This is a genomic window from Nitratireductor sp. J20-h4, from assembly GCF_056780505.1.
Genome location: NZ_CM165557.1, coordinates 2671366 through 2696032, shown reverse-complemented (window position 1 = coordinate 2696032; position 24667 = coordinate 2671366). Strand labels below are relative to the sequence as shown.

27 protein-coding genes are annotated in these 24667 nt (G+C 65.7%); 12 read left to right on the top strand and 15 right to left on the bottom strand.

What is annotated here, in order from left to right; genetic code table 11:
- Positions 1 to 92 precede the first annotated feature (92 nt).
- Positions 93 to 815: an aminoacyl-tRNA hydrolase gene (gene pth, locus ACT2B0_RS13130; RefSeq protein WP_473465583.1), complete on the bottom strand. Its 723-nt coding sequence runs from the start codon at positions 813 to 815 to the stop codon at positions 93 to 95.
- 27 nt (positions 816 to 842) lie between these two features.
- Positions 843 to 1508 (bottom strand): 50S ribosomal protein L25/general stress protein Ctc, encoded by a 666-nt coding sequence (locus ACT2B0_RS13125; RefSeq protein WP_348117645.1) that lies wholly within the window; start codon positions 1506 to 1508, stop codon positions 843 to 845.
- 291 nt (positions 1509 to 1799) lie between these two features.
- Between ACT2B0_RS13125 and ACT2B0_RS13120 the strand changes: the two genes are divergently transcribed.
- A complete protein-coding gene (locus ACT2B0_RS13120; protein WP_473465580.1) occupies positions 1800 to 2195 on the top strand; it encodes a (R)-mandelonitrile lyase in 396 nt (131 codons plus the stop codon).
- A gap of 179 nt (positions 2196 to 2374) precedes the next feature.
- Here ACT2B0_RS13120 and ACT2B0_RS13115 read toward each other — a convergent pair whose 3' ends face one another.
- On the bottom strand, positions 2375 to 2632 hold the full coding sequence (locus tag ACT2B0_RS13115) for a YjiS-like domain-containing protein (protein ID WP_348117640.1): 258 nt from the start codon (positions 2630 to 2632) through the stop codon (positions 2375 to 2377).
- A gap of 101 nt (positions 2633 to 2733) precedes the next feature.
- On the opposite strand from ACT2B0_RS13115, the gene ACT2B0_RS13110 reads away from it, so the two are divergent.
- Both ACT2B0_RS13110 and chrA read left to right on the top strand, forming a co-directional pair.
- Positions 2734 to 3576, top strand: a complete 843-nt coding sequence (locus ACT2B0_RS13110) for a LysR family transcriptional regulator (protein ID WP_473465578.1) — start codon at positions 2734 to 2736, stop codon at positions 3574 to 3576.
- A 312-nt stretch (positions 3577 to 3888) separates the two neighbouring features.
- Positions 3889 to 5235: a chromate efflux transporter gene (gene chrA, locus ACT2B0_RS13105; RefSeq protein WP_473465575.1), complete on the top strand. Its 1347-nt coding sequence runs from the start codon at positions 3889 to 3891 to the stop codon at positions 5233 to 5235.
- A gap of 115 nt (positions 5236 to 5350) precedes the next feature.
- Here chrA and ACT2B0_RS13100 read toward each other — a convergent pair whose 3' ends face one another.
- From ACT2B0_RS13100 to lgt, 6 genes are all read right to left on the bottom strand, one after another.
- Positions 5351 to 6283: a ribose-phosphate pyrophosphokinase gene (locus ACT2B0_RS13100; RefSeq protein ID WP_106570600.1), complete on the bottom strand. Its 933-nt coding sequence runs from the start codon at positions 6281 to 6283 to the stop codon at positions 5351 to 5353.
- 272 nt (positions 6284 to 6555) lie between these two features.
- Positions 6556 to 7140 (bottom strand): hypothetical protein, encoded by a 585-nt coding sequence (locus tag ACT2B0_RS13095; protein ID WP_473465572.1) that lies wholly within the window; start codon positions 7138 to 7140, stop codon positions 6556 to 6558.
- Between the two features lie 93 nt (positions 7141 to 7233).
- Positions 7234 to 8385, bottom strand: a complete 1152-nt coding sequence (locus ACT2B0_RS13090; protein WP_473465570.1) for a M24 family metallopeptidase — start codon at positions 8383 to 8385, stop codon at positions 7234 to 7236.
- Entirely contained in the window at positions 8385 to 9173 is a 789-nt protein-coding gene (gene pgeF, locus ACT2B0_RS13085; protein ID WP_473465568.1) for a peptidoglycan editing factor PgeF, read from the bottom strand. The genes ACT2B0_RS13090 and pgeF overlap by 1 nt, the downstream gene beginning before the upstream one ends.
- A gap of 60 nt (positions 9174 to 9233) precedes the next feature.
- The gene (locus ACT2B0_RS13080; protein ID WP_473465565.1) at positions 9234 to 10322 is read right to left on the bottom strand and encodes a class I SAM-dependent methyltransferase; all 1089 of its coding nucleotides are present in this window, start codon (positions 10320 to 10322) and stop codon (positions 9234 to 9236) included.
- Positions 10319 to 11173 (bottom strand): prolipoprotein diacylglyceryl transferase, encoded by an 855-nt coding sequence (gene lgt / locus ACT2B0_RS13075; RefSeq protein WP_473465562.1) that lies wholly within the window; start codon positions 11171 to 11173, stop codon positions 10319 to 10321. The genes ACT2B0_RS13080 and lgt overlap by 4 nt, the downstream gene beginning before the upstream one ends.
- Before the next feature lie 203 nt (positions 11174 to 11376).
- Here lgt and ACT2B0_RS13070 point away from each other — a divergent pair, with 203 nt between their 5' ends.
- The 3 genes from ACT2B0_RS13070 to ACT2B0_RS13060 all read left to right on the top strand — a co-directional run bounded on the left by ACT2B0_RS13070 (position 11377) and on the right by ACT2B0_RS13060 (position 12895).
- Positions 11377 to 11667 (top strand): accessory factor UbiK family protein, encoded by a 291-nt coding sequence (locus ACT2B0_RS13070; RefSeq protein WP_473465559.1) that lies wholly within the window; start codon positions 11377 to 11379, stop codon positions 11665 to 11667.
- 324 nt (positions 11668 to 11991) lie between these two features.
- A complete protein-coding gene (locus tag ACT2B0_RS13065) occupies positions 11992 to 12492 on the top strand; it encodes a type III secretion system chaperone family protein (RefSeq protein ID WP_473465557.1) in 501 nt (166 codons plus the stop codon).
- 43 nt (positions 12493 to 12535) lie between these two features.
- On the top strand, positions 12536 to 12895 hold the full coding sequence (locus ACT2B0_RS13060; RefSeq protein ID WP_473465554.1) for a tRNA-binding protein: 360 nt from the start codon (positions 12536 to 12538) through the stop codon (positions 12893 to 12895).
- Between the two features lie 201 nt (positions 12896 to 13096).
- Here the strand turns inward: ACT2B0_RS13060 and ACT2B0_RS13055 are convergent, their stop codons facing one another.
- The gene (locus tag ACT2B0_RS13055) at positions 13097 to 13570 is read right to left on the bottom strand and encodes a MarR family winged helix-turn-helix transcriptional regulator (RefSeq protein WP_473465552.1); all 474 of its coding nucleotides are present in this window, start codon (positions 13568 to 13570) and stop codon (positions 13097 to 13099) included.
- A 103-nt stretch (positions 13571 to 13673) separates the two neighbouring features.
- Between ACT2B0_RS13055 and ACT2B0_RS13050 the strand changes: the two genes are divergently transcribed.
- The 3 genes from ACT2B0_RS13050 to ACT2B0_RS13040 are packed head-to-tail and all read left to right on the top strand — an operon-like array spanning position 13674 to position 18401.
- The gene (locus ACT2B0_RS13050) at positions 13674 to 15449 is read left to right on the top strand and encodes an N-acetylglutaminylglutamine amidotransferase (RefSeq protein WP_473465549.1); all 1776 of its coding nucleotides are present in this window, start codon (positions 13674 to 13676) and stop codon (positions 15447 to 15449) included.
- Between the two features lie 4 nt (positions 15450 to 15453).
- Entirely contained in the window at positions 15454 to 17280 is a 1827-nt protein-coding gene (ngg, locus tag ACT2B0_RS13045) for an N-acetylglutaminylglutamine synthetase (protein WP_473465546.1), read from the top strand.
- Positions 17277 to 18401 (top strand): osmoprotectant NAGGN system M42 family peptidase, encoded by a 1125-nt coding sequence (locus ACT2B0_RS13040; protein WP_473465543.1) that lies wholly within the window; start codon positions 17277 to 17279, stop codon positions 18399 to 18401. The genes ngg and ACT2B0_RS13040 overlap by 4 nt, the downstream gene beginning before the upstream one ends.
- A gap of 20 nt (positions 18402 to 18421) precedes the next feature.
- Here the strand turns inward: ACT2B0_RS13040 and ACT2B0_RS13035 are convergent, their stop codons facing one another.
- The 5 genes from ACT2B0_RS13035 to ACT2B0_RS13015 form a co-directional block, all read right to left on the bottom strand.
- On the bottom strand, positions 18422 to 19102 hold the full coding sequence (locus ACT2B0_RS13035) for an RES family NAD+ phosphorylase (RefSeq protein WP_473465540.1): 681 nt from the start codon (positions 19100 to 19102) through the stop codon (positions 18422 to 18424).
- On the bottom strand, positions 19099 to 19524 hold the full coding sequence (locus ACT2B0_RS13030) for an antitoxin Xre-like helix-turn-helix domain-containing protein (protein ID WP_473465538.1): 426 nt from the start codon (positions 19522 to 19524) through the stop codon (positions 19099 to 19101). The genes ACT2B0_RS13035 and ACT2B0_RS13030 overlap by 4 nt, the downstream gene beginning before the upstream one ends.
- 61 nt (positions 19525 to 19585) lie before the next feature.
- Positions 19586 to 21001: an ATP-binding protein gene (locus ACT2B0_RS13025; protein ID WP_473465535.1), complete on the bottom strand. Its 1416-nt coding sequence runs from the start codon at positions 20999 to 21001 to the stop codon at positions 19586 to 19588.
- 58 nt (positions 21002 to 21059) lie between these two features.
- The gene (locus ACT2B0_RS13020) at positions 21060 to 21764 is read right to left on the bottom strand and encodes a response regulator (protein WP_473465533.1); all 705 of its coding nucleotides are present in this window, start codon (positions 21762 to 21764) and stop codon (positions 21060 to 21062) included.
- Entirely contained in the window at positions 21757 to 22290 is a 534-nt protein-coding gene (locus ACT2B0_RS13015; RefSeq protein ID WP_473465975.1) for a MarR family winged helix-turn-helix transcriptional regulator, read from the bottom strand. Before ACT2B0_RS13015 ends, ACT2B0_RS13020 begins: the two co-directional genes overlap by 8 nt.
- A 238-nt stretch (positions 22291 to 22528) precedes the next feature.
- On the opposite strand from ACT2B0_RS13015, the gene ACT2B0_RS13010 reads away from it, so the two are divergent.
- From ACT2B0_RS13010 to ACT2B0_RS13000, 3 genes are all read left to right on the top strand, one after another.
- Positions 22529 to 23425, top strand: coding sequence for a branched-chain amino acid aminotransferase (locus tag ACT2B0_RS13010; protein WP_473465530.1), 897 nt, complete (start codon positions 22529 to 22531; stop codon positions 23423 to 23425).
- Between the two features lie 152 nt (positions 23426 to 23577).
- Positions 23578 to 23862, top strand: a complete 285-nt coding sequence (locus ACT2B0_RS13005) for a hypothetical protein (protein WP_473465527.1) — start codon at positions 23578 to 23580, stop codon at positions 23860 to 23862.
- A gap of 142 nt (positions 23863 to 24004) precedes the next feature.
- Complete coding sequence (locus tag ACT2B0_RS13000; RefSeq protein WP_473465524.1) at positions 24005 to 24646, top strand: MBL fold metallo-hydrolase; 642 nt, start codon at positions 24005 to 24007, stop codon at positions 24644 to 24646.
- Positions 24647 to 24667 lie beyond the last annotated feature (21 nt).

The window sequence follows — 24667 nt, the reverse complement described above, 5'->3', positions numbered from 1 at the left end:
GGATTGATGATCGTCAAGGTCTTTCCGCCTGGCGGGCGCAGCACCCGCCGGTGGTGCCGAAACTGCGCCGCGCAGGCTATGTGCCGGTCGTCCTATTTGCCGAACAGTTTTTTCAACATCGCCGCCATCGGCCCGCTTTCGGGCAGTGGCGTTGTCGGGGTTTGGGGGCGGGCCTGACGGATATGGCTCTGGCCCTTGGCCTGGGGCGTCTTGGCCGTCGCGTCCGCCGGGCGCGCCGGTTTTGCCGCGCCGGGCACGGCCAGGCTCACCTTGTTCATGAAGCCGTTGTCGTCGCCCTTGGCAAGCAGGGCGGCGCTGTCGGCGGTGGCGTCGAGCAGCGGCTCGAGCCAGGTTTGGTCGGCCTTTGCGAAATCGCCGAGCACGTGGTTGTGGACCAGCGCCTTGTCGCCGGGGTGGCCGATGCCGATGCGCACGCGCCGATAGTCCTTGCCGCAATGGGCGTCGATCGACTTGATGCCGTTATGGCCGCCCGACCCGCCGCCGGTCTTGATCCTGACCTTGCCGGCGGCAAGATCGAGTTCGTCGTAGAACACGACCAGATCGGCGGGCGAAAGTTTGTAGAAGCGCAACGCTTCGCCAATCGCCTGGCCGGACAGGTTCATGAAGGTCTGCGGCTTGACGAGCAGCACCTTTTCCCCGGCCAGCCGGCCCTCGGCGATCTCGGCCTTGAACTTCTTCGACCAGGGCGAAAAGGAATGGCGGCGGGCTATCGCGTCCGCCGCCATGTAGCCGACATTGTGCCGGTTGTTCTCGTATTTTGGGCCGGGATTGCCGAGGCCAGCAAAAATCAGCACTGCTCGCACACTCCCGGCAGGCCGGGCCTATTCCGCCTCGTTCTCGCCTTCGCCGTCGGTGCTCTCTTCGCCGACGATCTCGGTCTCGGGCGCCTCGGGCGCTTCCGCGTCCTCTTCCGACTTCAGGCCGGCCGGAGCCGCGATCGTGGCGATGGTGAAATCGCGATCGGTAATCGTCGGCTTCACGCCTTCCGGCAGCTTGACGGCCGAAATATGGATCGAATCGCCGAGCTCGAGACCGGTCAGGTCGACGGTGATGGCGTCGGGGATCGCGTTCGCCGGACAGGTGAATTCGATGTCGTGCCGCACGATGTTGAGCACGCCGCCGCGCTTGAGACCGGGGCACTCCTCCTCGTTCTCGAAATGAACGGGGATGTTGACCGTGACGATCGTGCCCTTGCCGACGCGCAGGAAGTCGACATGCATGGTGAAATCGCGCACCGGATCGAGCTGGTAGTCCTTGGGCAGGACCTGAACCTTCTTGCCGTCGATATTGATCGTGACCAGCGTGGTCATGAACCCGCCGGCGGCAATGCGCAGATGCACGTCCTTGTAGGGCAGGGTGATGGGCAGCGGGGGCTGCTTTTCGCCGTAGATGACGGCGGGAATCTTACCGTTGCGCCGAATTTCGCGGGCGGACCCCTTACCGACCCGTTCGCGCGCCTCGGCCGTGAGCTCATAGCTCTCGCTCATGGCTTTTCCTTTCGCGTTGCTGGAGCGTCCACGGGTGGCTGGGCCAGTGCCGTAAACGTCGAAAGCCGCCGGTCGGGCGGCCTTCCGCCGCGTTGCCTCCAAGGGTGTCTACGCGGGTGGCGGTGCTATAGGCGAACATGCCGGAAAAGGCAAGAAGCCTGCGGGCACCGCGGGAGGCATCCGGCGCGGTCTCGATCGGCGGAACCCTCGTTGAGACGGCGCGGCTTGACGCGCACCGTGCTTGAGGGTCCAAATCCGACAGAACCGAACGCGAGAAGAAAGAGAGCGGCGATGAAACATTTTTCCGGCGGCACGCGGCCGTCCCGACGCGCGCCCGGCGACTGGTTCACCGGCACGGTGTGGCAGGATCCGATCGTGGAGGCGGAGGCGCCTGCGCGCCTGCGCGCGCTCGCCGTGCATTTCGAGCCCGGGGCGCGCACCAACTGGCACACGCATCCGCTCGGCCAGACGCTCTACGTCGTGTCGGGGTTCGGCCGCGCGCAGAGCCAGGACGGTCCGATCGTGGAGCTGCGGCCCGGCGACACCTTATGGATCCCGCCCGGCGAGCGGCACTGGCATGGCGCCTCTCCGAAGACCGGCATGACGCATATCGCCATGCAGGAAGCGCTCGATGGCGAGACGGTGGCGTGGCAGGAGCCTGTGACCGATGCCGACTACGATCCCTGAGCGGACAAAAAAAAGACCCGCCGGCCCGAAAGCCGGCGGGAAGCGAGGAGAGTGAGGTCTCCCGAAACTGTCCGATCCGCAGTTCCTTCAGGCGTTTGCTTACGCCGCCATCGAGAACCGTTCTTCACGACCGGCATGTTCGCTTGCGAGGGCCGGCATCGTTTGGCGGTAGACGGGCGTCAAAGCTGCCAGAGCCGGCGCTGCCGCGCCAGGTCGTCGAAAACAACCGCGTCCTGGCCTTCAAGCGCGGCGCGGCTGAGGCCGATATCGCGCAACAGCCGGTCGTCGCGTTTTGCCAGCAGCGCGCGCGTCGGCGCGTCGAGCGCGGGGGTGGCCGGCGCGGTTAGGGTTGTTCTCAGTCGGGCGAACCAGCTGGTTCTTGTCGGCAGTTCGAGTGCGAGGGCCATGGCGACCACCTCATGCGTTGGATTGGCCATGAGATAGGTCCGCGCTTGACATGTTTCAAACGAATTGCAGTTATGTCTGGCATCAGAAAATCTGATGGTGGAGATGTCCGATCCAACTCGACAGCGATCAGTTGCGCACATTCGTGGCGGTGGCCGATACCGGCAATTTCACCTATGCGGCGGACCGTATCGGCCGGACTCAATCGGCAGTGAGCATGCAGGTCAAGCGGCTCGAGGAAACCGTCGGGGAGCAATTGTTCGAACGCGGTTCGCGCGGCGTTGCGATGACCCGCAAGGGCGAACAGCTTCTGCCTTATGCGCGCCGGGTCGTTGCTTTGCTGGAGGAGACTGAGGCCTCGTTCCGCGCGCCGTCGCTGAGCGGCCTGGTGCGTATCGGCGTGCCGGAGGAATACGGATATTCGGTTCTGTCGCAGGCGCTCGGAAGTTTCGCCCGCATTCACCAGAAAGTGGACATCACCGCCCATTACGGACCGTCCGCCCGCAATCTGACCGCGCTCAAGGCCAATCAGCTCGATCTGGCCATCGTCTTCGAATGGGAAGACAATCCGAGCGGCGAGACGTTGCGGATCGATCCGACCGTGTGGGTGACCTCGGACGAGCATAATCAGCATCTGGAACGGCCGCTGCCGATCGCGCTTTATGAATCCAGCGGCTGGTGCACCGAGTTCGCCATGCGCTCGCTGCAGCAGAACCGGTTCGACTATCGTGTCGCCTATCGCAGCGACACCAGCGGCGGGCTGAAGCTGGCCGTCGCCTCGGGACTGGCGATCGCGCCCATCTCGCGCAGCAACATCCCGCCGGATTGCCGTGAACTCGGCCCGGCTGATGGGTTCTGCGACATCGACACCTCGCGCGTGGTGCTCTACCGCAATCCGCGCTCCAACGGGGCCGCGGTCGACGGCATGGTGGAGGCCGTGCGCGAGGCGTTCCGGGATGTGGAGCCGACCTTCTGACGCGTGCCGGGACGACGAACCGGACCGGAAAACGATGCCGCAGGGACGGCCAGGCCTTTCCGCCATGCGCCGATCGAGAATTTTCACGTCCACGACTTGGCGCCGTCATAACTCGTGGCCATTGTGCGGGTGCCGACTCGATCTGGTCCGCTCAAAGGGCGCGGCGTCGAGGTGCGGCCCTGTCGCGGCGTCTTTCGGTTGTCGAGGGCGACGAGCATTCGCAACCTGAAAGACGCTTGATGCTTACGATGCGCGTAGCGGCCGGTGTCGCCGTCCCGGCGCCGACATGCACGGCGGGCCGGTGATATCCGCATGAGCACACAAGAACCCACGCGGCCTGACAATGAGCCTTCCCTTGCCGAGGCGACCGCGACCTTCGCGCGCATCGGCCTGTTGTCCTTCGGCGGGCCGGCCGGCCAGATCGCGCTGATGCATCGCATCCTGGTCGAGGAGAAGAAATGGCTCGACGAGGCGCGGTTCCTGCACGCGCTCAACTATTGCATGCTGCTGCCGGGCCCCGAGGCGATGCAGCTTGCCACCTATGCCGGCTGGCTGGGGCACGGGGTGCGGGGCGGGCTGATCGCCGGTATCCTGTTCGTTCTGCCCGGCGCGCTGGTCATCACCGCCCTGTCGGCGGCCTATCTCGTCGCCGGCGACGTGCCGCTCGTCCAGGGACTGCTGTTCGGCCTCAAGGCGGCGGTGCTCGCCGTGGTTCTGGAAGCGCTGATCAGAGTGTCGAGACGCGCCATCAAGGGGCCGCTGATGGCGCTGATCGCGCTCGCCGCCTTCGTCGGCATCGCTTTCCTGAAAATCCCGTTTCCGCTGATCATCGTCCTGGCCGCAACCGCCGGAGCGGTCCCGCATTGGGTTGGCGGGACGGGCGGTGGCCGGGGCATCGCAGCTTCGCCGGAGCCGGCAGCGGCGGCGCCCGACTGGGCGCGGCCGAGCGCGCGCCGCTTTGTCGTCACGACCGTCACCTGGCTGGCGATCTGGTTCGGCCCGCTGCTTGCGATCGCGGCCGTGGCCGGCGGCGCGCATGTCTATGCCCAGGAGGCCGGCTTCTTTTCCAAAATGGCAACTGTCACGTTCGGCGGCGCCTATGCCGTGCTTGCCTATGTCGCCCAGCAGGCGGTCGAGGTGCACGGCTGGCTGCGGCCGGACGAAATGCTCACCGGGCTCGGCCTGGCGGAGACCACGCCGGGACCGCTGATCCTGGTGCTGGTCTTCGTTGGTTTTCTCGGCGGGGCGCGGCTTGCGGGGCTGGAGCCGCTGGTGGGCGGGCTCGGCGGCGCGCTGGTGACGCTATGGTTCACCTTCGTGCCCTGCTTTTTGTGGATTTTCGCCGGCGCACCCTATGTCGAAACGGTCCGCGCCGTGCGCTGGCTGGCGCGGGCGCTCGAGGCGGTGACGGCCGCCGTGGTCGGCGTCATCGCCAATCTCGCGCTGTGGTTCTCGCTGCACGTGGTGTTTGCGACCGTCGGGCAGGCGCGGTTCGGTCCGTTCGAATGGCCGGTGCCCGATCCGGCGAGTTTCGATCCCGTGGCGGCCGCGATCGCGGCGGCAGCCGCGCTGGCGCTGATCGGGCTCAAGGCCAACATGGTCGTCGTCTTGGGACTGGCCGCGCTGGCGGGCATGGCGGTTCGGCTTGCGGCCGGTTAGAGCGTTTCCAGGCGAAGTGGAAGCCGGTTCGCCGTTCGGAAACGCGTTAAGACAACAGGTTAGAGCCGGTCTGCGGCCCCGTGAAAAGCGGAACGGCTCTGGCGCACGGGCTTGCTCAGTCGAACAGGCTGGAGACCGATTCCTCGCTGGCCGTGCGCGAAATCGCTTCGCCGATCAGGTCGGCGATCGTCACGACGCGGACATTGTGCGCGGCCTGGACGCCGGAGGTGGGCTGGATGGAATCGGTGATCACCAGTTCCTTGAGCCTGGAGCCGGCGATACGGGCCACGGCCCCGCCCGAAAGCACGCCATGGGTGATGTAGGCGGTGACGCTGGTGGCGCCGTTGCCCAATAGCGCGTCGGCGGCGTTGCACAAGGTGCCGCCCGAATCGACGATGTCGTCGATCAACAGGCAGTCCTTGCCGCGGACGTCGCCGATCACGTTCATCACTTCCGATTCGCCGGGCCGTTCGCGGCGCTTGTCGACGATGGCGAGCGGCGCGTCGATGCGCTTGGCCAGCGCGCGGGCGCGCACCACGCCGCCGACATCGGGCGAGACCACCATGACGTTGGCAAGGTCGTAATGGGCCTTGACGTCACGCGCCAGCACCGGCACGGCGAACAGGTTGTCGGTCGGGATATCGAAAAATCCCTGGATCTGGCCGGCATGCAGGTCGAGGGTCAGCACCCTGTCGGCGCCGGCCTGGGTGATCAGGTTGGCGACCAGCTTGGCCGAGATCGGCGTGCGGCCCGACGCGCGGCGGTCCTGCCTGGCATAGCCGAAATAGGGAATTACCGCGGTGATGCGGCGCGCCGAGGAGCGGCGGAACGCATCGATCATGATGAGCATTTCCATCAGATGATCGTTGGCCGGATAGGAGGTCGATTGCAGCGCGAAGACATCCTCGCCGCGCACGTTTTCCTGAATTTCGACGAAGATTTCCTGATCCGCGAAGCGCCTGACGCTCGCTTTTCCGAGCGGCGTGTTCAGGTACCGGGCGACGGCCTCGGCCAGCACCCGATTTGAATTGCCCGCGAAAAGTTTCATGCAGCGTCCCCGGCGGTCGGCAAGGTATGTAGGCGGCTTTTAGCGATCAGCCGCGCTATTGCAAGCGCACACGGCAGGATTCTCGGGCTAATCCAAAGAAAGGGTTTCCATGCGCGGTGGGCCGGAGCGCCGGGCGAGGGCGGCGAGGCGCCGTCGTGAGGCACCATGTCTGGAGCCGTTCCGTCTTTTGCGGGGATCGCAGGCCGGCGCTAACCTATTGTTCTAACATTTTTTTGAATGGTGAACCGGCGTCCACTGCGCCTTGCAACACTCTAGCCGCTTTGGCTCGCAAGCCAGCCCGACAAGTCGTCGATCGTGCGCTCGGCGATGGTTTCCATCGTTGCGGCCGGCACGGCCGACCACGGATCGGGCGCGACCGCGCCGACCGTTTCCTGACCCTGTATGCGGTGCAGACGATTGCCGGCCGGGTCGAGCACATCCCACACGAAGATGACCATGGTTTGGCCCCCCTCGGTGATGGCTGAGAAATACCCTTTTACCAGATGGGTGGGCGGGTTGGCGCCGCCGGCGGTGATCGCCATGCCGCGCTGGCTGGCCCGCGCCGAGATGCGCTGCGCCAGCGGTGTGGCCGCCTGCACGGTGGCGCCGACCACGGGGGCGAATTGCAGCCGCACATCCGCCTGCGCCAGGTTGGCGGTTTGCGGTGGGACGGCGCCGGTTGCGCCCGGCGTGGCGACGCCGTTGGCCGTCTCCTGCGGGACGAGGGCGTTCGCCGCGCTGGCGCGCTTGTCGGTCCCCACCGAGGCGGGATCGAGCGTGGCCTCGGTGCTGTTGCAGGCGGCCAGGACGGCGCACAGAAGCAGGCAGCATCCAACGCGCGGCGTCGTCTGGCGCATCTTCCCTTGCACTCCCGTCGTTTGGCTTCTTGGCAACTCTAAAGGCTTTCACGATCCGATTGAACAGCGAAAGACGTCAGCCAAGACCCCCATTCACCGCACGATCAAGTCGAGATCGTGACGTGACAGCGAGCTGGGCGCGCCGTCGGTGGTCAGATAGGTCCGGCCCAGCGTCATCGCGGTTTCGGTGTCTGAGTCCATGATGATCATGTGGGCGAACAGCGTCATGTCGGGGGCGATCGGTTCGGGATTGGCGGCGTAGAACATCGGCCTGTCCATCCACGAGGGGGTAAAGCGCGCCCCGAGCGAATACCCGCACGCATTGAGCCTGTGGCGGGTCAGGCCATGGTTTTCCATCACCCGCGCATGCGCGTCGAACACGTCGCCGAACGTCTTGCCGGGCACCATCGCCTCCTCGACGGCGGCCATGGCGTCGCGCGCGGCGTCGAACAATTCCTGCTGGCGCTTGGAGACCTTGCCAAGCACGACCGTGCGCATCATCGCGGCGTGGTAATGATGGAAAACGCCGGCCCATTCCAGGGTCAGCTGATCGTTTTTTCTAAGCTTGCGCCGGCCGGCCTTGTAGCGGCACAAGAGCGCATCCGGTCCCGAGCCGATGACGAATTCGTTGGCGGGGTAGTCGCCGCCGCCGGCGAAGATCGCGCCCTGCATGGCGGCCAGGATCTTGCCTTCGTCGCCGCCCTGCTTGATCAGCGGCAGGGCCGCGTCGAGGGCGTCGTCGGCGAGCTGGGCGGCCTTGGTCGCCTTGACGATCTCGGCCGGGCTCTTGAACAGGCGCAGGCGGCCGACAAGGCCGGACGCGTCCGAGATCTTGCCGAATGTGCGCAATTGCTCGTCGAGCCGCCGGCCCTCGAAGGCGGTCAGGCCGTGCGTGTCGTATTCGACGCCGATCTGGCATCCCAGCAGGTCGAGGTCGTTCAACAGGTTGCGCAGATCGACGGTCGGGTCGGCGCCGTCGCGGTCCGTCCATACGCGAATATCCTCGATGATCGAGGTGTGGCGGGCCTGGCGCAGATCGGCCGACCGGGTCAAAAGCACCATCTGCCCGTCGGCCTTCACCACCAGGCACTGGAAGAAGCAGAAACCGAACGTGTCGTAGCCGGTCAGCCAGTACATGCTCTCCTGTGCGAACAGCAGCATGGCGTCGAGCTTGCGATCGGCCATCTCGATCAACAGGCGGTCTTTGCGCGCGTCGAACTCCGAGCGCTCGAAATGCAATGCCATCACTTCTCCTCCAGGACGATTGCCGAGATCTGGCGGCCGTAATCGGCTTCTTGGCGATGCGTGGTGCGGCGGTAGGAGAAGAAAAGATCCTCCTCCGCATAGGTGCAGCGTGTCAGCTGCGAGGCTTGTGCGCCGGTCATGCCGAGCCGGTCGAGCGTATAGGCGTTGAGGTCGAACATGGCATGATCGGGACGCGCGGACGCGGTGAAATACCGGGCGTTGGCCGGATCGGCAAGCGTGAAACGCGCGACGAATTCGGGCCCGACCTCGTAATTGGCCTGGCTGATCGCCGGCCCCAGCACGGCGACGATGCGTTCGGCGCGCGCGCCAAGCTCCTCCATCGCGGCAATCGTGGCTTCCAGCACGCCGTTCAGCGCGCCCTGCCAGCCGGCATGGGCGGCGCCGATGATGCCGGCGGCGCGGTCGGCGAAAAGCACGGGACCGCAATCGGCCGTCAGGATGCCGATGGCCAGGCCCGGGCGGGCCGTGACCACGCCGTCGGCGCGCGGCCGCTGCGCGCCGAACGGCGCGTCGGCGACGACGATATCGGGTGAATGGATTTGGTGCGGCGTGCACAGATTCGCGCCCGGCACGCCAAGCCACGCCGCCACGCGCGCGCGGTTCTCAAGTACGGTCTGCCGGTCGTCCCGCGAGCCGAGGCCGACATTGAGACCGCGGTAAAGTCCCATTGAGGCACCGCCCGCGCGGGTGAAAAAACCGTGGCGAATCCCCTCAAGCTCGTCAAGCGACGGGGACCGCAGAGGCTCCGGCCTCAATTCGTTCAGCATCGTGCATCTTGCCATTGGTTGCCGCAGCGGCGCGGATCGTGGGGCAGGGACATGGCCAAGTCAATCCGCCGCCGGGAACGGATATACGTCCAGATGGGGCGGCAGCAGCGCCAGAACCTTGAACAGTTCCCCCATCTGATCGGCGCCGGCGAGGCGCTCGACCTGACCGGCGAGACCGTCGCGCAGGGTCGCATCGCCGGCCGCGCCCAGCCGTCCGGCCCGCTCGGCAATGCCCATGGCGCGCAGAAAGGCGCCTTGCGTCATGGTGTGGGGCGCCAGCCCGTGCGCGCGCGCGGCGGCCGCCAGCGCGGAGAAGTCGACATGGCTGGTCAGGTCGGCTTCGCCAGGCGTTTCCAGCACGTTGCAATGGTCGTGGCCGCGCACGGCCTGCAGCGTGTCGCCGAGGCCCGGTTCCAGATGGCCGTAATCGAAAAACAGCGCCGCGCCGCCATGGCGCGCGATCCGGTCGGCGACGATGTCGAGCAGGGCCGTGCGTGCCGGTGCCACCTCGAAAATGGCGCCGTCGGCGGCCGCGTCTGCCCGGCGCGGCAACACAGCCTGGTCGAGCGCGGCGGCACCGGTCGCGAAGCGGAGGTCGCCGGTTTCGTCGAGGGCCACGACACGCTCGCGCCATGCGTTGCCCGTCTTGACGAACTGACGTGTCGGGATCGCGTCGAAAATCTCGTTGCCGATTAAGAACACGGGCCGGTCGGGCAAGGCTTCGACCGATGTCGGCCAGGATGTGCGCATGGCGGCTCCGGCAAGCGCGCGCCGTTGCACCGCTGCCAGCCGTGGGCTCGCCTCGATCAGGGCGAGGTCGCACCCGGCGGCGAACTCGGGATCGAGCTTGCCCAGCGTGCGCGCGATGTCGGCGGCGAGCGTGCCGCGACCGGGGCCGATTTCGGCGATCGTCGCCGGCTGCGGTTTGCCGCTTGCATGCCAGGCCGAGTAGAGCCACACGGCGACCAGTTCACCGAACATCTGGCTGATCTCCGGCGCGGTGATGAAGTCGCCCTCGGCACCGAACGGGTCGCGGGTCGTGTAATAGCCGTGCTCGGGATCGAACAGGCACAGCGCCATATAGTCGGCCACACTGATGGGGCCGGCCTGACGGATCAGACCGGTAATTTTCTCGGCCAGCCGGTTCATGCCGTCCCGGGGTCGGGCGCCTGCGGTCGCGCGCGGGCAAAGACCCAAAGCCCCACCAGCACCATCGGCACGGACAAGACCATGCCCATGGTCAGCCAGCCGCCGGCGAGATAGCCGATATGGGCGTCCGGCTCGCGGAAGAATTCGACGATGATGCGTGAGGCGCCGTAGCCGGCGACGAAGGCCCCCGCGACCCGGCCCGGCGCGCGCAGCGCGCCGAAGCGGTGGGTGAGCACGCGCAGGACGAAAAACAGGATCAGCCCCTCGAGAACCGCCTCGTAGAGCTGGCTCGGATGGCGCGGCTCCGGCCCGCCATTGGGAAAGACGAAGGCCCAGGGGACGTCGCTGGTGCGGCCCCACAATTCGGAATTGATGAAATTGGTGACCCTGACCAGGCCGAGGCCGACCGGCACGCCGGCCGAAATCACGTCGAAAAGCCGCCATGTGGCGATGCCGCGCGAGCGCGCGAACAGGATCATCGCCAGCGTGGTGCCCAAAAAACCGCCGTGAAACGACATGCCGCCCTGCCACACGGCCAGGATCGCCAGCGGATCGTCGAGATAGCGGGCGAAATCGTAAAACAGAATATAGCCGATGCGCCCGCCGAGGACGACGCCGGCCGCGGCCCAGACCACGAAATCGTCGAGGTCCTCGGGCCGCATCGGCGGCCCGCCGGCGCCCCAAAGACGCTGATTGACGATAAGGCGCTTGCCGTACCACCAGGCAAACAGGATGCCGACCACGTAGCCCAGCCCGTACCAGCGGATTGCCAGCGGGCCGATCTCGATCAATATCGGATCGATCTGCGGAAAGGGCAGCGCCGCGAGGGGAAGGATCAACAGGTCTGGCACGGCACGTTCCGCTCGGGTCAAAACCCATCATTATGGGTGAGTCGGCGCGAAAATGCGGGAGCGGCCCGGCAAGGTCAAGTCGACGCATCCGCGCGCCGACGGGCCCGCCGCCCTTGCAATCGCTTCGCGGGAGGCCTAATTGCGATTTGCGCGTGTTGGGCCAGCCTTTGGGACCGGTGCGCTGAAGTTCGCAGGGTAACGCCATGAGCAACGGACCGAACCGCATTCTCGACGATTTCGCCAAGCTGCTCACCGACGCGGCCGGTGCCGCGCAGGGCGTGCGCAACGAGGTCGAAACGGCGTTCCGCGCCCAGGCCGAACGGATCCTCAACTCGATGGACGTGGTCCAGCGCGAGGAATTCGAGGCGGTGCGCGAGATGGCGATCAAGGCGCGGGCGGAAAACAAGACGCTTGCCGCGCGGCTGGCCGAGATCGAGGCCAGCTTGGCGCAGTCCGACAAGAAAACGCCCAAAAAGTCCGGCTCCGACTCCTAGGTCGGGATTTTTTTCGGGCGCTTGTCCACAGCCCCCTGTCGCGAAAAAAGCTTCACGCAGAATCCCTTACGCGGCGCGGGCCGCAGCCGGCAAAAAATCTATCCACATGCCGGTGCGGTATGCGGGAAAAAAGCGCTGGAACTCGGACTCTGCATCAATACACTGAATTTACTGCATGATTCGTATCGGGTCATGCGCCGGGGAGGGGCGTTCCGGCCGGGAGCGATGTGGCCGGTGTTTTGTAACCCGGCAGTTCGGTTTGTCGCGCGTAGGCATTTTAGGCGGCGCGCGCGGGCGCGCGTCCACAATCACAGGGAATTATTGATGAGCCTTCTGGAACTCGACCTCGCGCGAACCGCGCATCCCGTCGATGTCATCGAGCAGGTCGCGCACGCGAATGACTGGGCTTTCGAACGCGCAGGCGACGACGAGATCGCGATTTCGGTCGCCGGCAACTGGACCGACTATCACATCTCGTTTTCGTGGATGGAAGAATACGAGGCGCTGCATCTGGCCTGCGCCTTCGACATCAAGGTGACGGATGCCCGGGTGATGGAGGTCATGCGGCTGTTGGCGCTGATCAACGAGCAGATGCTGATCGGCCATTTCGACCTGTGGGAGCAGGAGGGCGCGATCATGTTCCGCCAGGCGCTTTTGCTGGCCGGCGGCGCCGAGCCGACCGCGCAGCAGGTCGAGATGCTGCTGGCGAGCGCGCTCGAGGCCTGCGAGTGCTATTTCCAGGCCTTCCAGTTCGTCGTCTGGTCCGGCGTTTCGGCGCGCGACGCGCTGTCGGGCACCCTGTTCGAGACCCAGGGCAACGCCTGAGCCCTCCGCCGCGGCGCGCATTTTTTAGAAACGGACCGTCGTCATGAGCCAGGAGCCCGAGCGCAAGCCCGAGATCGGCTTTGCCGATTTCGACAAGGTCGATATCCGTGTCGGCACGATCGTCGTCGCCGAGCCCTATCCCGAGGCCCGCAAGCCGGCCATCAAGCTGAGGATCGATTTCGGTCCCGCGATCGGCGTCAAGAAATCCTCGGCGCAGATCACCAAGCACTACCGGCCCGACGAACTGGTCGGGCGTCAGGTGATGGCGGTGGTGAATTTTCCGCCGCGCCAGATCGGGAAATTCCTGTCGGAAGTGCTGACCCTGGGCTTTCCTGACGAGGAGGGGGCCGTGGTGCTGGCGACGGTCGACAAAAACGTGCCGGACGGCGGGCGCCTGTTTTAAGCCCGATCCGGATATCGCCTTTCCTCAGGAGAGCGGCCGCTGCTCGCACCTTGCCGGTGTGACGCCTGCAAGGAGGATCGGCGCGCGCGCTTCAGCGCCTCAGTCTAAGTCGATCTTCCGCAACGGGTTACCGCCGTCGATATAGAGCACGTCGCCCGGCTTGAGCGCGGCGGCGATGCGTCGGCGGGCGTCCGCACGGGCCTAAGCCCGGCCCATCAGCCCGGCCAGTTCCTCCAGCCCGGCGAGGATCGCCCGGCGCCGCTTTTCGGGCAGGGCGGCAAAGCGGGTGACGAAATCGACGCCGAAAAAGCCCGGCGTGTTGGTGACCATGTCGCGGCCCTTTTCGGTCAGCCGCGTATAGACGATACGCCGGTCGGTGGTCGAGCGGTAGCGCCCGACAATGGCGCGGCTTTCCAGATTGTCGAGGATGGTGACGACCGTCGCCGGGCTCAGATCGGCGTAGTGGGAAAGCGCGTTGGTGGTCACCTCGCCGAGCTCGGCCACCCCCATCAGGACCACCAGTTGCGGCGTCGTCAGCCCGCTGGCGCGGGCGAGCGCGCGCGACTGCAGGTCGGTAGCGCGCACGACCCGGCGGATCGATTTCATCAGGCCGCGCAATTCCCCGGTCGGGAACGTTTCGTTGGGGCGCGCGTTGAGGGTTTGGTGTTCGTCCATCGACAGCCGGCAATCATTTGACTTCTAATCATTCGAACTATAATAAACCGGCCACGAAAGCAATGGCATCCCCTTAAGACACTGGAGGTTTGAACGCGCGCCTATGTGCGGCATTTGTGGTGAGATCAGATTCGACGGGGCGGAGCCTTCCGCCATCGCAATTTCAAAAATGGCCGACGCGCTGGCGCCGCGCGGCCCGGACGGTTCGGGTATCGTCATCCATGGCAATGCCGGTTTCGGCCATCGCCGGCTCAAGATCATCGATCTGTCCGAGCGCGCGCGCCAGCCGATGAGCGATCCGGAGCTCGGTCTGACCATCGCCTTCAACGGCTGCATCTACAATTATCCCGAACTGCGCGCCGAACTGGAGGAAAAGGGCTACCGCTTCTTTTCAACCGGCGACACGGAAGTGATCCTGAAGGCCTGGCATGCCTGGGGCGAGCGCTGCGTTGAGCGGTTTCACGGCATGTTCGCCTTCGTGCTTCAGGAGCGCGAGACGGGCCGCATCGTGTTGGCGCGCGACCGCTTCGGCATCAAGCCGCTCTATCTCGCCGAAAACGCCGGGCGGCTGCGCTTCGCCTCTTCGCTGCCGGCGCTGCTCGCGGCGGGCGACGTCGACACCGGCATCGATGCGGCGGCGCTGCACAATTACATGTCGTTTCATGCCGTGGTGCCGCCGCCGCGCACCATTCTTGCCGGCGTGCGCAAGCTGCCGCCGGCGACGATCCGTGTCATCGAAGCCGACGGCAGCAGCCGTCAGAGCATCTACTGGGATCCGCCCTTCGCCCGTGACCCGGCCGATAGCGGCGTGTCGTCGGAGGAATGGCGCGACCGGGTGCTCGTGGCGCTCAGGCTCGCCGTCAAGCGGCGTATGGTGGCCGACGTTCCCGTTGGCGTGCTGCTGTCGGGGGGCGTCGATTCCAGCCTGATCGTCGGCCTGCTCGCCGAGGCCGGCCAGACCGGACTGATGAGCTTTTCGGTCGGTTTCGAGGAAGCGAACGGCGAAAAGGGCGACGAATTCGTCTATTCCGACCTGATCGCCAAGACTTTTGGCACCGACCACCACAAGATCTTCGTGCCGTCCGACAATCTCATGGATGCGTTGCCCGGCACGATCGCGGCCATGTCGGAGCCGATGGTGTCCTACGACAATGTCGGCTTCTACCTGCTCAGCCAGGAGGTCTCCAAGCATATCAAGGTGGTGCAGTCGGGCCAGGGCGCCGACGAGATCTTTGCCGGTTATCACTGGTATCCGCCGCTGATGAACTCCAACGACGTGGTCGGCGACTATGCCAGGGTGTTCTTCGACCGCACGCATGAAAAACTGAAGACGCAGCTCGGTGCGGACTGGATCGACGGCGTCGACCCCAGCCGCGAACTTGTCGAGACCCATCTGATGCGTCCGGGCGCCGACACGCCGGTCGACCGCGCGCTCAGGCTCGATTCGACGGTCATGCTGGTCGACGATCCGGTCAAGCGGGTCGACAACATGACCATGGCCTGGGGGCTGGAGGCGCGTGTGCCGTTCCTCGACCACGAACTGGTGGAGCTTGCCGCGCGCATTCCGCCAGAGGAAAAAATCCGCGACGGCGGCAAGGGTGTGCTCAAGGACGTCGCCCGCCAGATCGTGCCGAGCGAGGTGATCGACCGCAAGAAGGGCTATTTCCCCGTTCCCCAGCTCAAATATGTCGACGGCCCCTATCTCGACATGGTGCGCGACGCGCTGACCTCGCAGGCGGCGCGCGAGCGCGGCCTGTTCCGCAAGGACTACCTCGAGACGCTGTTTGCCGCGCCGTCGGACCACATCACGCCGCTGCGCGGGTCAGAGCTGTGGCAGGCGGGCCTGCTCGAGATGTGGCTACAGACGCATGGGGTCTAGTCCAATGGCCAAGGATCGCGGCGCGGAATCCAAATCCCACCCCATCCGCGCGGACAAGGCGCTGGGTCACAGGCTCAAGCGCCTGCGCGCCGATTCGCTGAAACCGCCGATCGCGCATGGCGAGGGCGACCACGACCCCATGCGCGCGGCGGTTGCGCTCGATTGCGGCTGGGGGCGGCTTTTGTTCGCGCAGACCTTCCCCGACAATGAGAGCATCATCGCCGCGCTGGAGGAGGAGGGCGACAAGCGCCGCGACATCGCCTTCTACATCCGCGACCCGCACGTGGTTCTGGCGCTCGCGCCGCAGGAGACGTTCCTCGATCCCTCGCACACCTACCGGCTCGATCTGTCGACCTACCGGCCGAGCCGGCGCAAGCCGCGCAGCTTTTTCGTGCGCCGTCTGTCCTCGCGCGACGATGCGGAGGCCGTCAACGCGATCTATGCCGCGCGCGGCATGGTCACGGTCGATCCGGATTTCTTCTGGGCACAGCGCGACAGCCGCTCGATCACCTATTTCGTGGCCGAGGAAGAGGCGACCGGCGAGGTGATCGGCACGGTGACCGGCATCGATCACCAGCGGCTTTTCGGCGATCCCGAGCGGGGATCGTCGCTGTGGTGCCTGGCCGTCCATCCGCAGTCGCGCCATCCCGGCATCGGCGAGATGCTGGTGCGCCGGCTGGCCGAGCATTTCCAGGCCCGCGGCGCCGCCTTCCTGGACCTGTCGGTGATCCACGACAACGAACAGGCGATCGCGCTTTACGAAAAGCTCGGTTTCCGCCGCGTTCCGATCTTCGCCGTCAAGCGCAAGAATTCCATCAACGAAAAGCTGTTCGCCGCGCCGATCCAGGAGCATGACGCGCTCAATCCCTATGCGCGCATCATCGTCGACGAAGCCCGCCGGCGCGGCATCAAGGTCGAGGTGACCGACGCGGAGGGCGGGTTCTTCCGGTTGACCTATGGCGGGCGATCCGTCCATTGCCGCGAAAGCCTTTCGGAAATGACGTCGGGGGTGGCGGTGTCGATCTGCGACGACAAGGCGGTGACCCGCCGCGTGGTCGCGCGCGCCGGACTTGCCGTGCCCGAACAGATCGCCGCCGACGCGGATGCCGGCAACGTGGCGGCGTTCCTGAAACGCCATGCCAGCGTGGTGGTGAAGCCGGCGCGCGGCGAACAGGGCCGTGGCGTCGCGGTCGGGCTGCAAACCATGGACGAGGTCGTCAAGGCGGTCGCCGAGGCCAGAAGCGTGTCGGACCGGGTTCTGGTCGAATCCTGTTTCGAGGGCGAGGATTTGCGCCTGGTCGTGATCGACGGCAAGCTGGTCGCCGCCGCCGTGCGCCGCCCGCCGCTGGTCGTGGGCGATGGCGAGCACGACGTGCGCACGCTGATCGGACACCAGTCGCGCCGCCGCGCCGCCGCCACCGGCGGCGAAAGCACGATCCCGATCGACGACGAAACCGTGCGCTGTCTCGCCGCCCAGTCGATCGCGCTCGACGAGGTGCTTGCGGCCGGTCGCGAGATCGTGGTGCGCAAGACTGCCAATCTGCACACCGGCGGCTCGATTCACGACGTCACGGGGATCGTGCATCCGCGCCTGGTCGAGGCCGGCTGCGCGGCCGCCAGGGCAATTCGCATCCCAGTCGTGGGAATCGATCTGATGGTGAAGTCGCCGACAGAACCCGACTATGTCTTCATCGAGGCCAATGAGAGGCCGGGCCTGGCCAATCATGAACCGCAGCCGACGGCCGAGCGCTTCATCGACCTTCTGTTTCCGCACGCGCGTATGCCTTGGGCGGAGACTTCGGGCTCCGAAGGGGCGGAGGTGGCCCCGTGAGCGGGATTGCGATCGATACGACCTATCTTGTCGAGCAGCTCAAGGCGCTTCTGGCGATCGACAGCCCGACCGGCTTCACCGACACGGTCGTGCGCCATTGCACCGAGGAGCTGGAGCGGCTGGGCCTGAGGCCGGAACTGACGCGGCGCGGGGCGATCCGGGCGGTACGCCAGGGCAGTCGGCGCGACGGTGCGCGCTCGGTCGTGGCCCATCTCGACACGCTCGGCGCCCAGGTGAAGCTGGTCAAGCCGAACGGACGGCTCGATCTCGTGCCGATCGGCAACTGGTCGGCGCGTTTCGCCGAGGGCGCGCGCGCCAACATCTACTCCGAAGAGCGATATTTCCGCGGCGGAATCCTGCCGCTCAAGGCGTCCGGCCACACCTATAATGACGAAATCGACACCCAGCCGGTCGGCTGGACCAATCTGGAACTGAGGGTCGACGAGCGCACGACCTCGTATGAGGAGACCCGAGCGCTGGGGATCGATGTCGGCGACATCGTCGCCATCGACCCGCAGCCGGAGTTCCTCGACAGCGGCTTCATCGTCTCGCGTCATCTCGACGACAAGGCCGGCGCGGCGATCACGCTGGCCACGATCGAGGCGCTGGAACGCACTGGCGCGCGCACGCCGGTCGACATCCATTTCCTGTTCACGATCGCCGAGGAAGTCGGCACCGGCGCCACGGCGATCGTCGCGCCGGAGGTCGCCTCGATGGTGACGGTCGACAACGGCACCAGCGCGCCCGGGCAGAATTCGTCGGAATTCGGCGTCACCGTCGCCATGGCCGACCAGACCGGACCGTTCGATTATCATCTGACCAAAAAGCTGGTCGAGCTGTGCCGGGAGAACGAGATCGACTTCCAGAAGGACGTGTTCCGTTTCTACCGTTCCGATTCGGCGTCGGCGGTCGAGGCCGGGCACGACGTGCGCACCGCGCTCGTCGCCTTCGGCGTCGATGCCTCGCATGGTTACGAGCGTATCCACGAACACGCGCTGCATTCGATCGCGCGACTGTTGACGGCCTATGTCACAAGCCCGCTGGAGATCCAGCGCGACGTGGAGGAAATTTCCGACATGGAAGGCTTTACCGAACAGCCGACTGCCGACCGGGAAGACTGACGCCGGGCGGCGGTGCCCGCTCAGTCGGTGGTGACGGTGTAGTCGGGCGTTCCGCTCCACAGCAGTTTCCAGCGCGCGCCGGGGCGCACGTTCTGCACGCAATGCGGCTCGAAGGCGACCAGGCAGGTGCCGCCCGGCCGTCGGGCCGAAGGATAGATCAGCCCGCGCGCGCCGTTGGCGCGCAGTTCGCCGGCGAGGGCCTGTCCGGCGGGATAGCCGACGGCCGGATCGGGGTCGAGGCAGGCGAGGCCGCCACCAACGCCGCGCAGGTCGTGATAATCGCCGATGAAGCCGGCCAGCAGCGCCTGGTAGACGCCTTCGTCGTGATAGCGGCCGATACGGGCGAGTTCGCGGGTGCGATGATAACCGATCTCGGCCAGTGCGGTCAGATCCTCGAACGCGGCGTACCAGGCGCCGCGCGCGCCGTCATTGAAGCGGTTTCCCTCCGGCCTTGAGTAGGCGAAGGCGGCGTTGACATGGGTGTGCCCCCAGGCGCGATACAGCAATTCGCGCGCGTCGAGCCCGCCGACAGTGCCGCGTTCGGCGCGCAGCCGCCGGCTGGTCAGTCCCTCGATCTCGGCCAGCAGCGCCAGTTCTTCGTCCGTGTCGACGAGCGGGCGCAGCACCGGCGGTTTGAAATAGGCTGTCGAGATCAGCCGCACCGTCGCCGGTTCCGCGATCGCCGTGATGGAAAGGGTCAAGCGCCGCCCCTCAGCGCATCGACATGGTCGCGTGTCTGCAGGATCGCCGGCAGGCCGCCCGCCATCATTACGTCGACCGGCCGGCGCCCGCCGAAGGCGGGACCGGAATTGGCGAGCCGGACCCACTCGTCGGCGAGCGGGTCGCTGAAATAAAGATGCAAGCCCTTGTAAAGACCGATCAGCCCGCTCGCCCGCAGCAATTGATCCTGCGACAGCCGGCCGCTCCACGATCCGGTCTTCACCCGCGCCCAGGTGCGGGCCGAAACGTCGAGCAGGCCGGCGGCCTCTTCGTTGCGCAACTGCCAGGCTTCGGCAATACGCGCGCAGGCTTTGGCCGCGACCGTTGCCCGGTCGACAGGCGCGGCGCCTTGCGGTGTCCGCCGCAGGTTCGGTGCGTTCGATGTCGATCTGATATTTGCCATTTGGCGTTCAATATAATGCCATTTGGCAGAGATATCAAGTCGAGCGATTACGGGCCGCGGATCAGGCCGGAACGCGCACGACGCAGCGCAGACCGCCGAGCGGGCTGTCGGTAAGGGTAATGTCGCCGCCATGGCTGCGGGCGATGTCGCGGGCGATCGAGAGCCCGAGCCCGGTGCCGCCCGAATCCTGGTTGCGCGCCTCGTCGAGGCGCACGAAGGGGCGGAAGACGTGCTCGCGCTCCTCGGCCGGGATGCCTGGGCCATCGTCGTCCACGGTGACGATCAGCGAGCCGGGACCATGAATCGCTGTGATATGGACCGATTTGGCGTAGCGAAAGGAATTGCCGACAAGGTTGGTCACCAGCCGGGAGAAGGCGGTCGGGCGGACATGCACGTCCGGATCGCCGGACAGTTGCACCGTCAGCGTGCGGCCGCGCAATTTGGCCTCGTCTGCCAGCTTGGCAAACAGCGTTTCCAGATTGATGCGGCCGGTGTCTTCCAGCGCCTCGCCGCGCGCGAACGACAGGTAGCCTTCCAGCATGGACTGCATGTCCTCGATGTCGTTGTCGAGCGCGGCCACGTCGGTCTTGCCGCCCGACACGGCCAGTTGCAGGCGGAAGCGGGTCAGGATGGTGCGCAGGTCGTGGCTGACGCCGGTCAGCATGGCGGTACGCTGCTCGATCTGGCGTTCGATGCGTTCGCGCATCTGCAGGAAGGCGAGCCCGGCGCGGCGTACTTCCTCGGCCCCGCGCGGGCGGAAATCCTCCGGCGTCGGCCGTCCCTTGCCGAAACTCTCCGCCGCCTCGGCCAGTTGCTGGATCGGTCTTATCTGGTTGCGCAGGAACAAGACCGCGATGATGATCAGCACCAGTGATGTGCCGACCATCCACAACAGGAAAATATGCGTGTTGGAGGCGTAGGCCTGGCTGCGCCGGGCAAAGACCCGCAAGACCTGCTCATCGAGCTGGATGCGGATTTCCACGACGTTGGAATTGCCGACCGTGTCGATCCAGAACGGCCGGTTGATCTGGCTGGTGATCTCGGCGCTCAAAATCTGGTCGAGGATGGAAAAGAACGGTTTCGGCCCCGGCGCCGGCAGCGGGTCGGGCGGCATGATGTCGACCCGCAGCGACAGCCGCTCCTGGGCGATGCGCACCGCGTTCTGTTTGCCGCGTTCCTCGGGATAGGTCTCGATCAGGTCGATGATGGCGGCGATGTCGCGCGTCACCGCCGTGGACAGGCGCTGGGTCACCGTCTGCCAGTGCCGCTCCATGAACACGAACGCCACCACCGATTGCAGCAGGATCATCGGCGCGATCACGATGATCAGCGAGCGCGCGTAGAGCCGCTTGGGCATGCGGCGCGAAACCTTGCGCCAGAACCGCCGCCAGATATTGGGAACCGGGCTGACGGCGCGCGCCAGCCGCCGGCCCAGGCCGGGCTGCTCGGTCGCGGAAGTTCCGTTCGTGGTTGCCATCAGGAGCGCCCGTGGAATGCTGCCGTTTCGCCCGCGGCACAGCGCGGGCAGGCGCAGTCTATTCCACGCTCAGCCTGTAACCAACACCACGCACCGTCTGAAGCCAGACCGGATTGGCCGGATCGCGCTCGATCTTGCGGCGCAGGCGGTTGATCTGGACGTCGATCGTGCGTTCGCCGACCTCGGTATCGCCGCTGACCAGTTCGTGGCGCGGTATGGTCTCGCCAGGCCGTTCGGCGAAGATCGCCAGGATTTCCTGCTCGCGATCGGTGAGCTTGATGCCTTCGCCGGCCTTCTTCAGCTCCCGGCGGGTGATCTGGAACGTGTAGGGGCCGAACACGATCTGCTCGACCTTCGGCGATTGCGGCGGGCCGCCGCGGCGCAGAATGTTGTTGATGCGCAGGATCAGCTCGCGCGGATCGAACGGTTTGGGCAGATAGTCGTCGGCGCCGGCTTCCAGGCCGGTGATGCGGTTGTCGGTCTCCGACAGCGCGGTCAGCATCAGGATGGGGACATCGCGGCTCTTGCGGAGCGCCTTGGTCAGGTCGACGCCGCTTTCGCCGGGCATCATCACATCGAGCACGATCAGGTCGAAATCCAGCCCGGCAAGATGGCGCCGCGCCGCGTCGGCCGTCTCGGCCACGGTGACGCGATACCCGTTGGTGGTCAGGAACTGGCTGAGCAGCGTGCGGATGCGGGTGTCGTCGTCGACCACCAGGAGATGCGGCGCGTCGTCGGCGGGAACGATCATTTCGTCAGCCATCGTCGGATCCCAAAATTCCAGGCCTGCCCGGCAGATTGTCGATTTGAGCGCGCAGATCCGGGTTCACCATCGCCTTGAGGAAACGTTCAACCGTTTCGCGCTTGTCGCGACCCGTCTCCTTCAACGCCGCATCGATGCGACGAGACTGTGGCCGCGCGAGGGCAAGGGCAAGCGCGCGGCCACGCTGCGTGGGGTAGAGCTCGCGCTGGCGCCGGTCCCGGGGGCCGGGAAGCTGGACGATATGACCGGTGTCGATCAACTGCTTGAGCACGCGCGCAAGGCTCTGCTTGGTGATTTTCAGCACATCGAGCAATTCGGCCACCGTCAGCCCGGGCATGCGGTTGACGAAATGCAGCACGCGGTGATGCGCGCGCCCGAACCCGTCGGCGGCGAGTATCTGGTCGGGATCCGAGGTGAAGTCGCGATAGGCGAAGAAAAACAGTTCGATAATATCCAGATCGATCCCGTCGGCGCGCGACAGCGCTGTCCGGATCGGTGCGGGATCGTGTTCGTCCTTGCCTGACATCATGGTTCCGTTGGTAAAAAATATGTCAGCCTTGTTGACATATATCGGGCCGACTGGTAATTTTTGACAAGCTTTTCGGCAGATTGCGAACGAAAAGGCAAGGCGTTTCCCGGTGCGGGATGTTTCCTTCCCTTTGCATTTCGCGGCATGATTGGCGACAGTTTCGATCCAACACGAGAACCGGTGTGAAGCTCCGGTCCGTTGTCACACATGCGGCGATGGTCCGCAGGAGGTAAAGATGGCATCCGTTCCATTCGATCAGCTTGACGGTCACATCTGGATGAACGGTGAATTCGTGGCGTGGGGCGATGCCAAGGTTCATGTGCTGACGCATGGGCTTCATTACGCCAGCGCGGTGTTCGAAGGCGAGCGCGCCTATGGCGGCGAGATTTTCAAACTGACCGAACATACCGAACGGTTGCACGAATCGGCGCGCATTCTCGGCTTCACCATACCCTGGTCGGTCGCGGAGATCGACGAGGCCTGTCGCGAACTGCTCAAAATGCAGGGTCTCAGCGACGCCTATGTCAGGCCGATCGCCTGGCGCGGCAGCGAGCAGATGGGCGTTTCGGCCCAGAACAACCGCATCAACTGCGCCGTCGCCATCTGGCAGTGGCCGAGCTATTTCGATCCCGAGCAGAAGCTGAAAGGCATCCGCCTCGACATCGCCGAGTATCGCCGGCCCGACCCGCGCACCGCGCCCTGCAAATCCAAGGCGGCCGGTCTCTACATGATCTGCACGCTGTCCAAGCATGCGGCCGAGGCCAAGGGTTATGCCGACGCATTGATGTTCGACTGGCGCGGCCATGTCGCCGAGGCGACCGGCGCCAATGTGTTCTTCGTCAAGGATGGCGTCATTCACACGCCGAACCCGGATTGCTTCCTCGACGGCATCACCCGTCGCACGGTGATCGAACTGGCGCGTCGCCGCGGCTACCAGATCGTGGAGCGCACGATCCTGCCGGAAGAGATGGACGGGTTCGAGGAATGTTTCCTGACCGGGACGGCGGCCGAAGTGACGCCGGTTTCGGAAATCGGCCCCTACCGTTTCCAGCCCGGCGAAATCTCCCGCAATCTGATGGCCGATTACGCGGCCGAGGTTCATCCCAAAAGCGCGGTTGCCGCGGCGGAATAGATCCCGGTCATTCATGATCGTGGCGGAGGGGGCGCGGCCGCCATTTGTGAAAATGCGCGACGTCGTGCCATGATAGGTTTGACTCCGGGTCGTATTGCCTCTTCGATGGCCAGGCCGGCAGCGAGACCGGCTTGGCCATAGAGGTAGACGGCATGGAAGCGTTACTCCCTATCATCGTTCAGCTGGTAACCGGCGCAATCGGCGGACACGCCGTTTCGGGCGCGCTCAAGCAGCAGGCGGTCAGCGCGATCCTGCGCACCGTCATCGGCGCGATCGGCGGTGTCGGCGGCGGGACGGTGCTCGGCTCGCTGCTCGGCGATCCGGCGACCGCCGGCGCGCTTGGCGGCATGCTGGGCGATGCGGTCGGCGGCGTTGCCGGCGGCGGCATTCTGACCGGCATTGTCGGCGCGGTGATGCAGTCGATGAAAAAGAGCTGAGCCAGCCTCTCTGGCCGGTGGACGAGGGCGGTCGCGCAGGCCGCCCTTTTTCGTTCGCCGTGCATGGTCCTCGCTTCCCGGGACGGGTGGACGCACCGGCGGCCGGCCTTTATGGGGAGGGGCGACCAACGAGGAAAGCGCCATGGGACAGCTCAACGCCGGCATCATTCCAGTCACGCCGTTCCAGCAGAACTGCACGATCCTGTTCGATACCGATACCAAGCACGGCGTGGTTGTCGATCCGGGCGGCGAGGTCGAACGCATCCGCGCGGCGATCGAGGAGAATGGGTTGTCGATCGAGGCGATCTGGCTGACGCATGGCCATATCGACCATGCCGGCGGCGCGATGGACCTGAAGGAGGCGCTCGGCGTCGACATTCTTGGTCCGCACGAGGCGGACCGGCAGATGCTGCTCAATCTCGAGGAACAGGCAAAAATGTTCGGCCTTGCCGATCCGGTGCGCAATTGCGTGCCGGACCGGTTTCTGGCCGAGGGCGAAACGGTGCGTTTTGGGTCGCACGAATTCGAGATCCTGCATTGTCCCGGCCACGCGCCGGGCCATGTCGTGTTCTTCAACCGCGCGGCCCAGTTCGCCCATGTTGGCGACGTCTTGTTCAACGGCTCCATCGGCCGCACCGATCTGCCGGGCGGCGACCACGAGACGCTGATCCGCTCGATCAAGGACAAGCTGCTGCCGCTCGGCGATGAGGTCGGCTTCATTTGCGGCCACGGGCCGGGCGGGCGCTTCGGCGACGAACGGCGCGGCAATCCGTTCCTGGTGTAGGTGCCGCGAAAAGGAAAACCC

Excerpts from the sequence above, each read along its gene's own strand:
- ACT2B0_RS13050 (WP_473465549.1), top strand. The coding sequence starts at position 13,674 with ATGTGCGGCATTTGTGGTGAGATCAGATTCGACGGGGCGGAGCCTTCC.
- ACT2B0_RS13015 (WP_473465975.1), bottom strand. The coding sequence starts at position 22,290 with ATGTCAGGCAAGGACGAACACGATCCCGCACCGATCCGGACAGCGCTG.
- ACT2B0_RS13030 (WP_473465538.1), bottom strand. The coding sequence starts at position 19,524 with ATGGCAAATATCAGATCGACATCGAACGCACCGAACCTGCGGCGGACA.
- ACT2B0_RS13000 (WP_473465524.1), top strand. The coding sequence starts at position 24,005 with ATGGGACAGCTCAACGCCGGCATCATTCCAGTCACGCCGTTCCAGCAG.
- ACT2B0_RS13055 (WP_473465552.1), bottom strand. The coding sequence starts at position 13,570 with ATGGACGAACACCAAACCCTCAACGCGCGCCCCAACGAAACGTTCCCG.
- pgeF (WP_473465568.1), bottom strand. The coding sequence starts at position 9,173 with ATGCTGAACGAATTGAGGCCGGAGCCTCTGCGGTCCCCGTCGCTTGAC.
- ACT2B0_RS13100 (WP_106570600.1), bottom strand. The coding sequence starts at position 6,283 with ATGAAACTTTTCGCGGGCAATTCAAATCGGGTGCTGGCCGAGGCCGTC.
- ngg (WP_473465546.1), top strand. The coding sequence starts at position 15,454 with ATGGCCAAGGATCGCGGCGCGGAATCCAAATCCCACCCCATCCGCGCG.
- ACT2B0_RS13115 (WP_348117640.1), bottom strand. The coding sequence starts at position 2,632 with ATGGCCAATCCAACGCATGAGGTGGTCGCCATGGCCCTCGCACTCGAA.
- ACT2B0_RS13020 (WP_473465533.1), bottom strand. The coding sequence starts at position 21,764 with ATGGCTGACGAAATGATCGTTCCCGCCGACGACGCGCCGCATCTCCTG.
- ACT2B0_RS13060 (WP_473465554.1), top strand. The coding sequence starts at position 12,536 with ATGAGCCAGGAGCCCGAGCGCAAGCCCGAGATCGGCTTTGCCGATTTC.
- ACT2B0_RS13010 (WP_473465530.1), top strand. The coding sequence starts at position 22,529 with ATGGCATCCGTTCCATTCGATCAGCTTGACGGTCACATCTGGATGAAC.
- chrA (WP_473465575.1), top strand. The coding sequence starts at position 3,889 with ATGAGCACACAAGAACCCACGCGGCCTGACAATGAGCCTTCCCTTGCC.
- ACT2B0_RS13070 (WP_473465559.1), top strand. The coding sequence starts at position 11,377 with ATGAGCAACGGACCGAACCGCATTCTCGACGATTTCGCCAAGCTGCTC.
- ACT2B0_RS13125 (WP_348117645.1), bottom strand. The coding sequence starts at position 1,508 with ATGAGCGAGAGCTATGAGCTCACGGCCGAGGCGCGCGAACGGGTCGGT.
- ACT2B0_RS13120 (WP_473465580.1), top strand. The coding sequence starts at position 1,800 with ATGAAACATTTTTCCGGCGGCACGCGGCCGTCCCGACGCGCGCCCGGC.
- ACT2B0_RS13065 (WP_473465557.1), top strand. The coding sequence starts at position 11,992 with ATGAGCCTTCTGGAACTCGACCTCGCGCGAACCGCGCATCCCGTCGAT.
- ACT2B0_RS13025 (WP_473465535.1), bottom strand. The coding sequence starts at position 21,001 with ATGGCAACCACGAACGGAACTTCCGCGACCGAGCAGCCCGGCCTGGGC.
- ACT2B0_RS13090 (WP_473465570.1), bottom strand. The coding sequence starts at position 8,385 with ATGGCATTGCATTTCGAGCGCTCGGAGTTCGACGCGCGCAAAGACCGC.
- ACT2B0_RS13005 (WP_473465527.1), top strand. The coding sequence starts at position 23,578 with ATGGAAGCGTTACTCCCTATCATCGTTCAGCTGGTAACCGGCGCAATC.
- ACT2B0_RS13080 (WP_473465565.1), bottom strand. The coding sequence starts at position 10,322 with ATGAACCGGCTGGCCGAGAAAATTACCGGTCTGATCCGTCAGGCCGGC.
- ACT2B0_RS13095 (WP_473465572.1), bottom strand. The coding sequence starts at position 7,140 with ATGCGCCAGACGACGCCGCGCGTTGGATGCTGCCTGCTTCTGTGCGCC.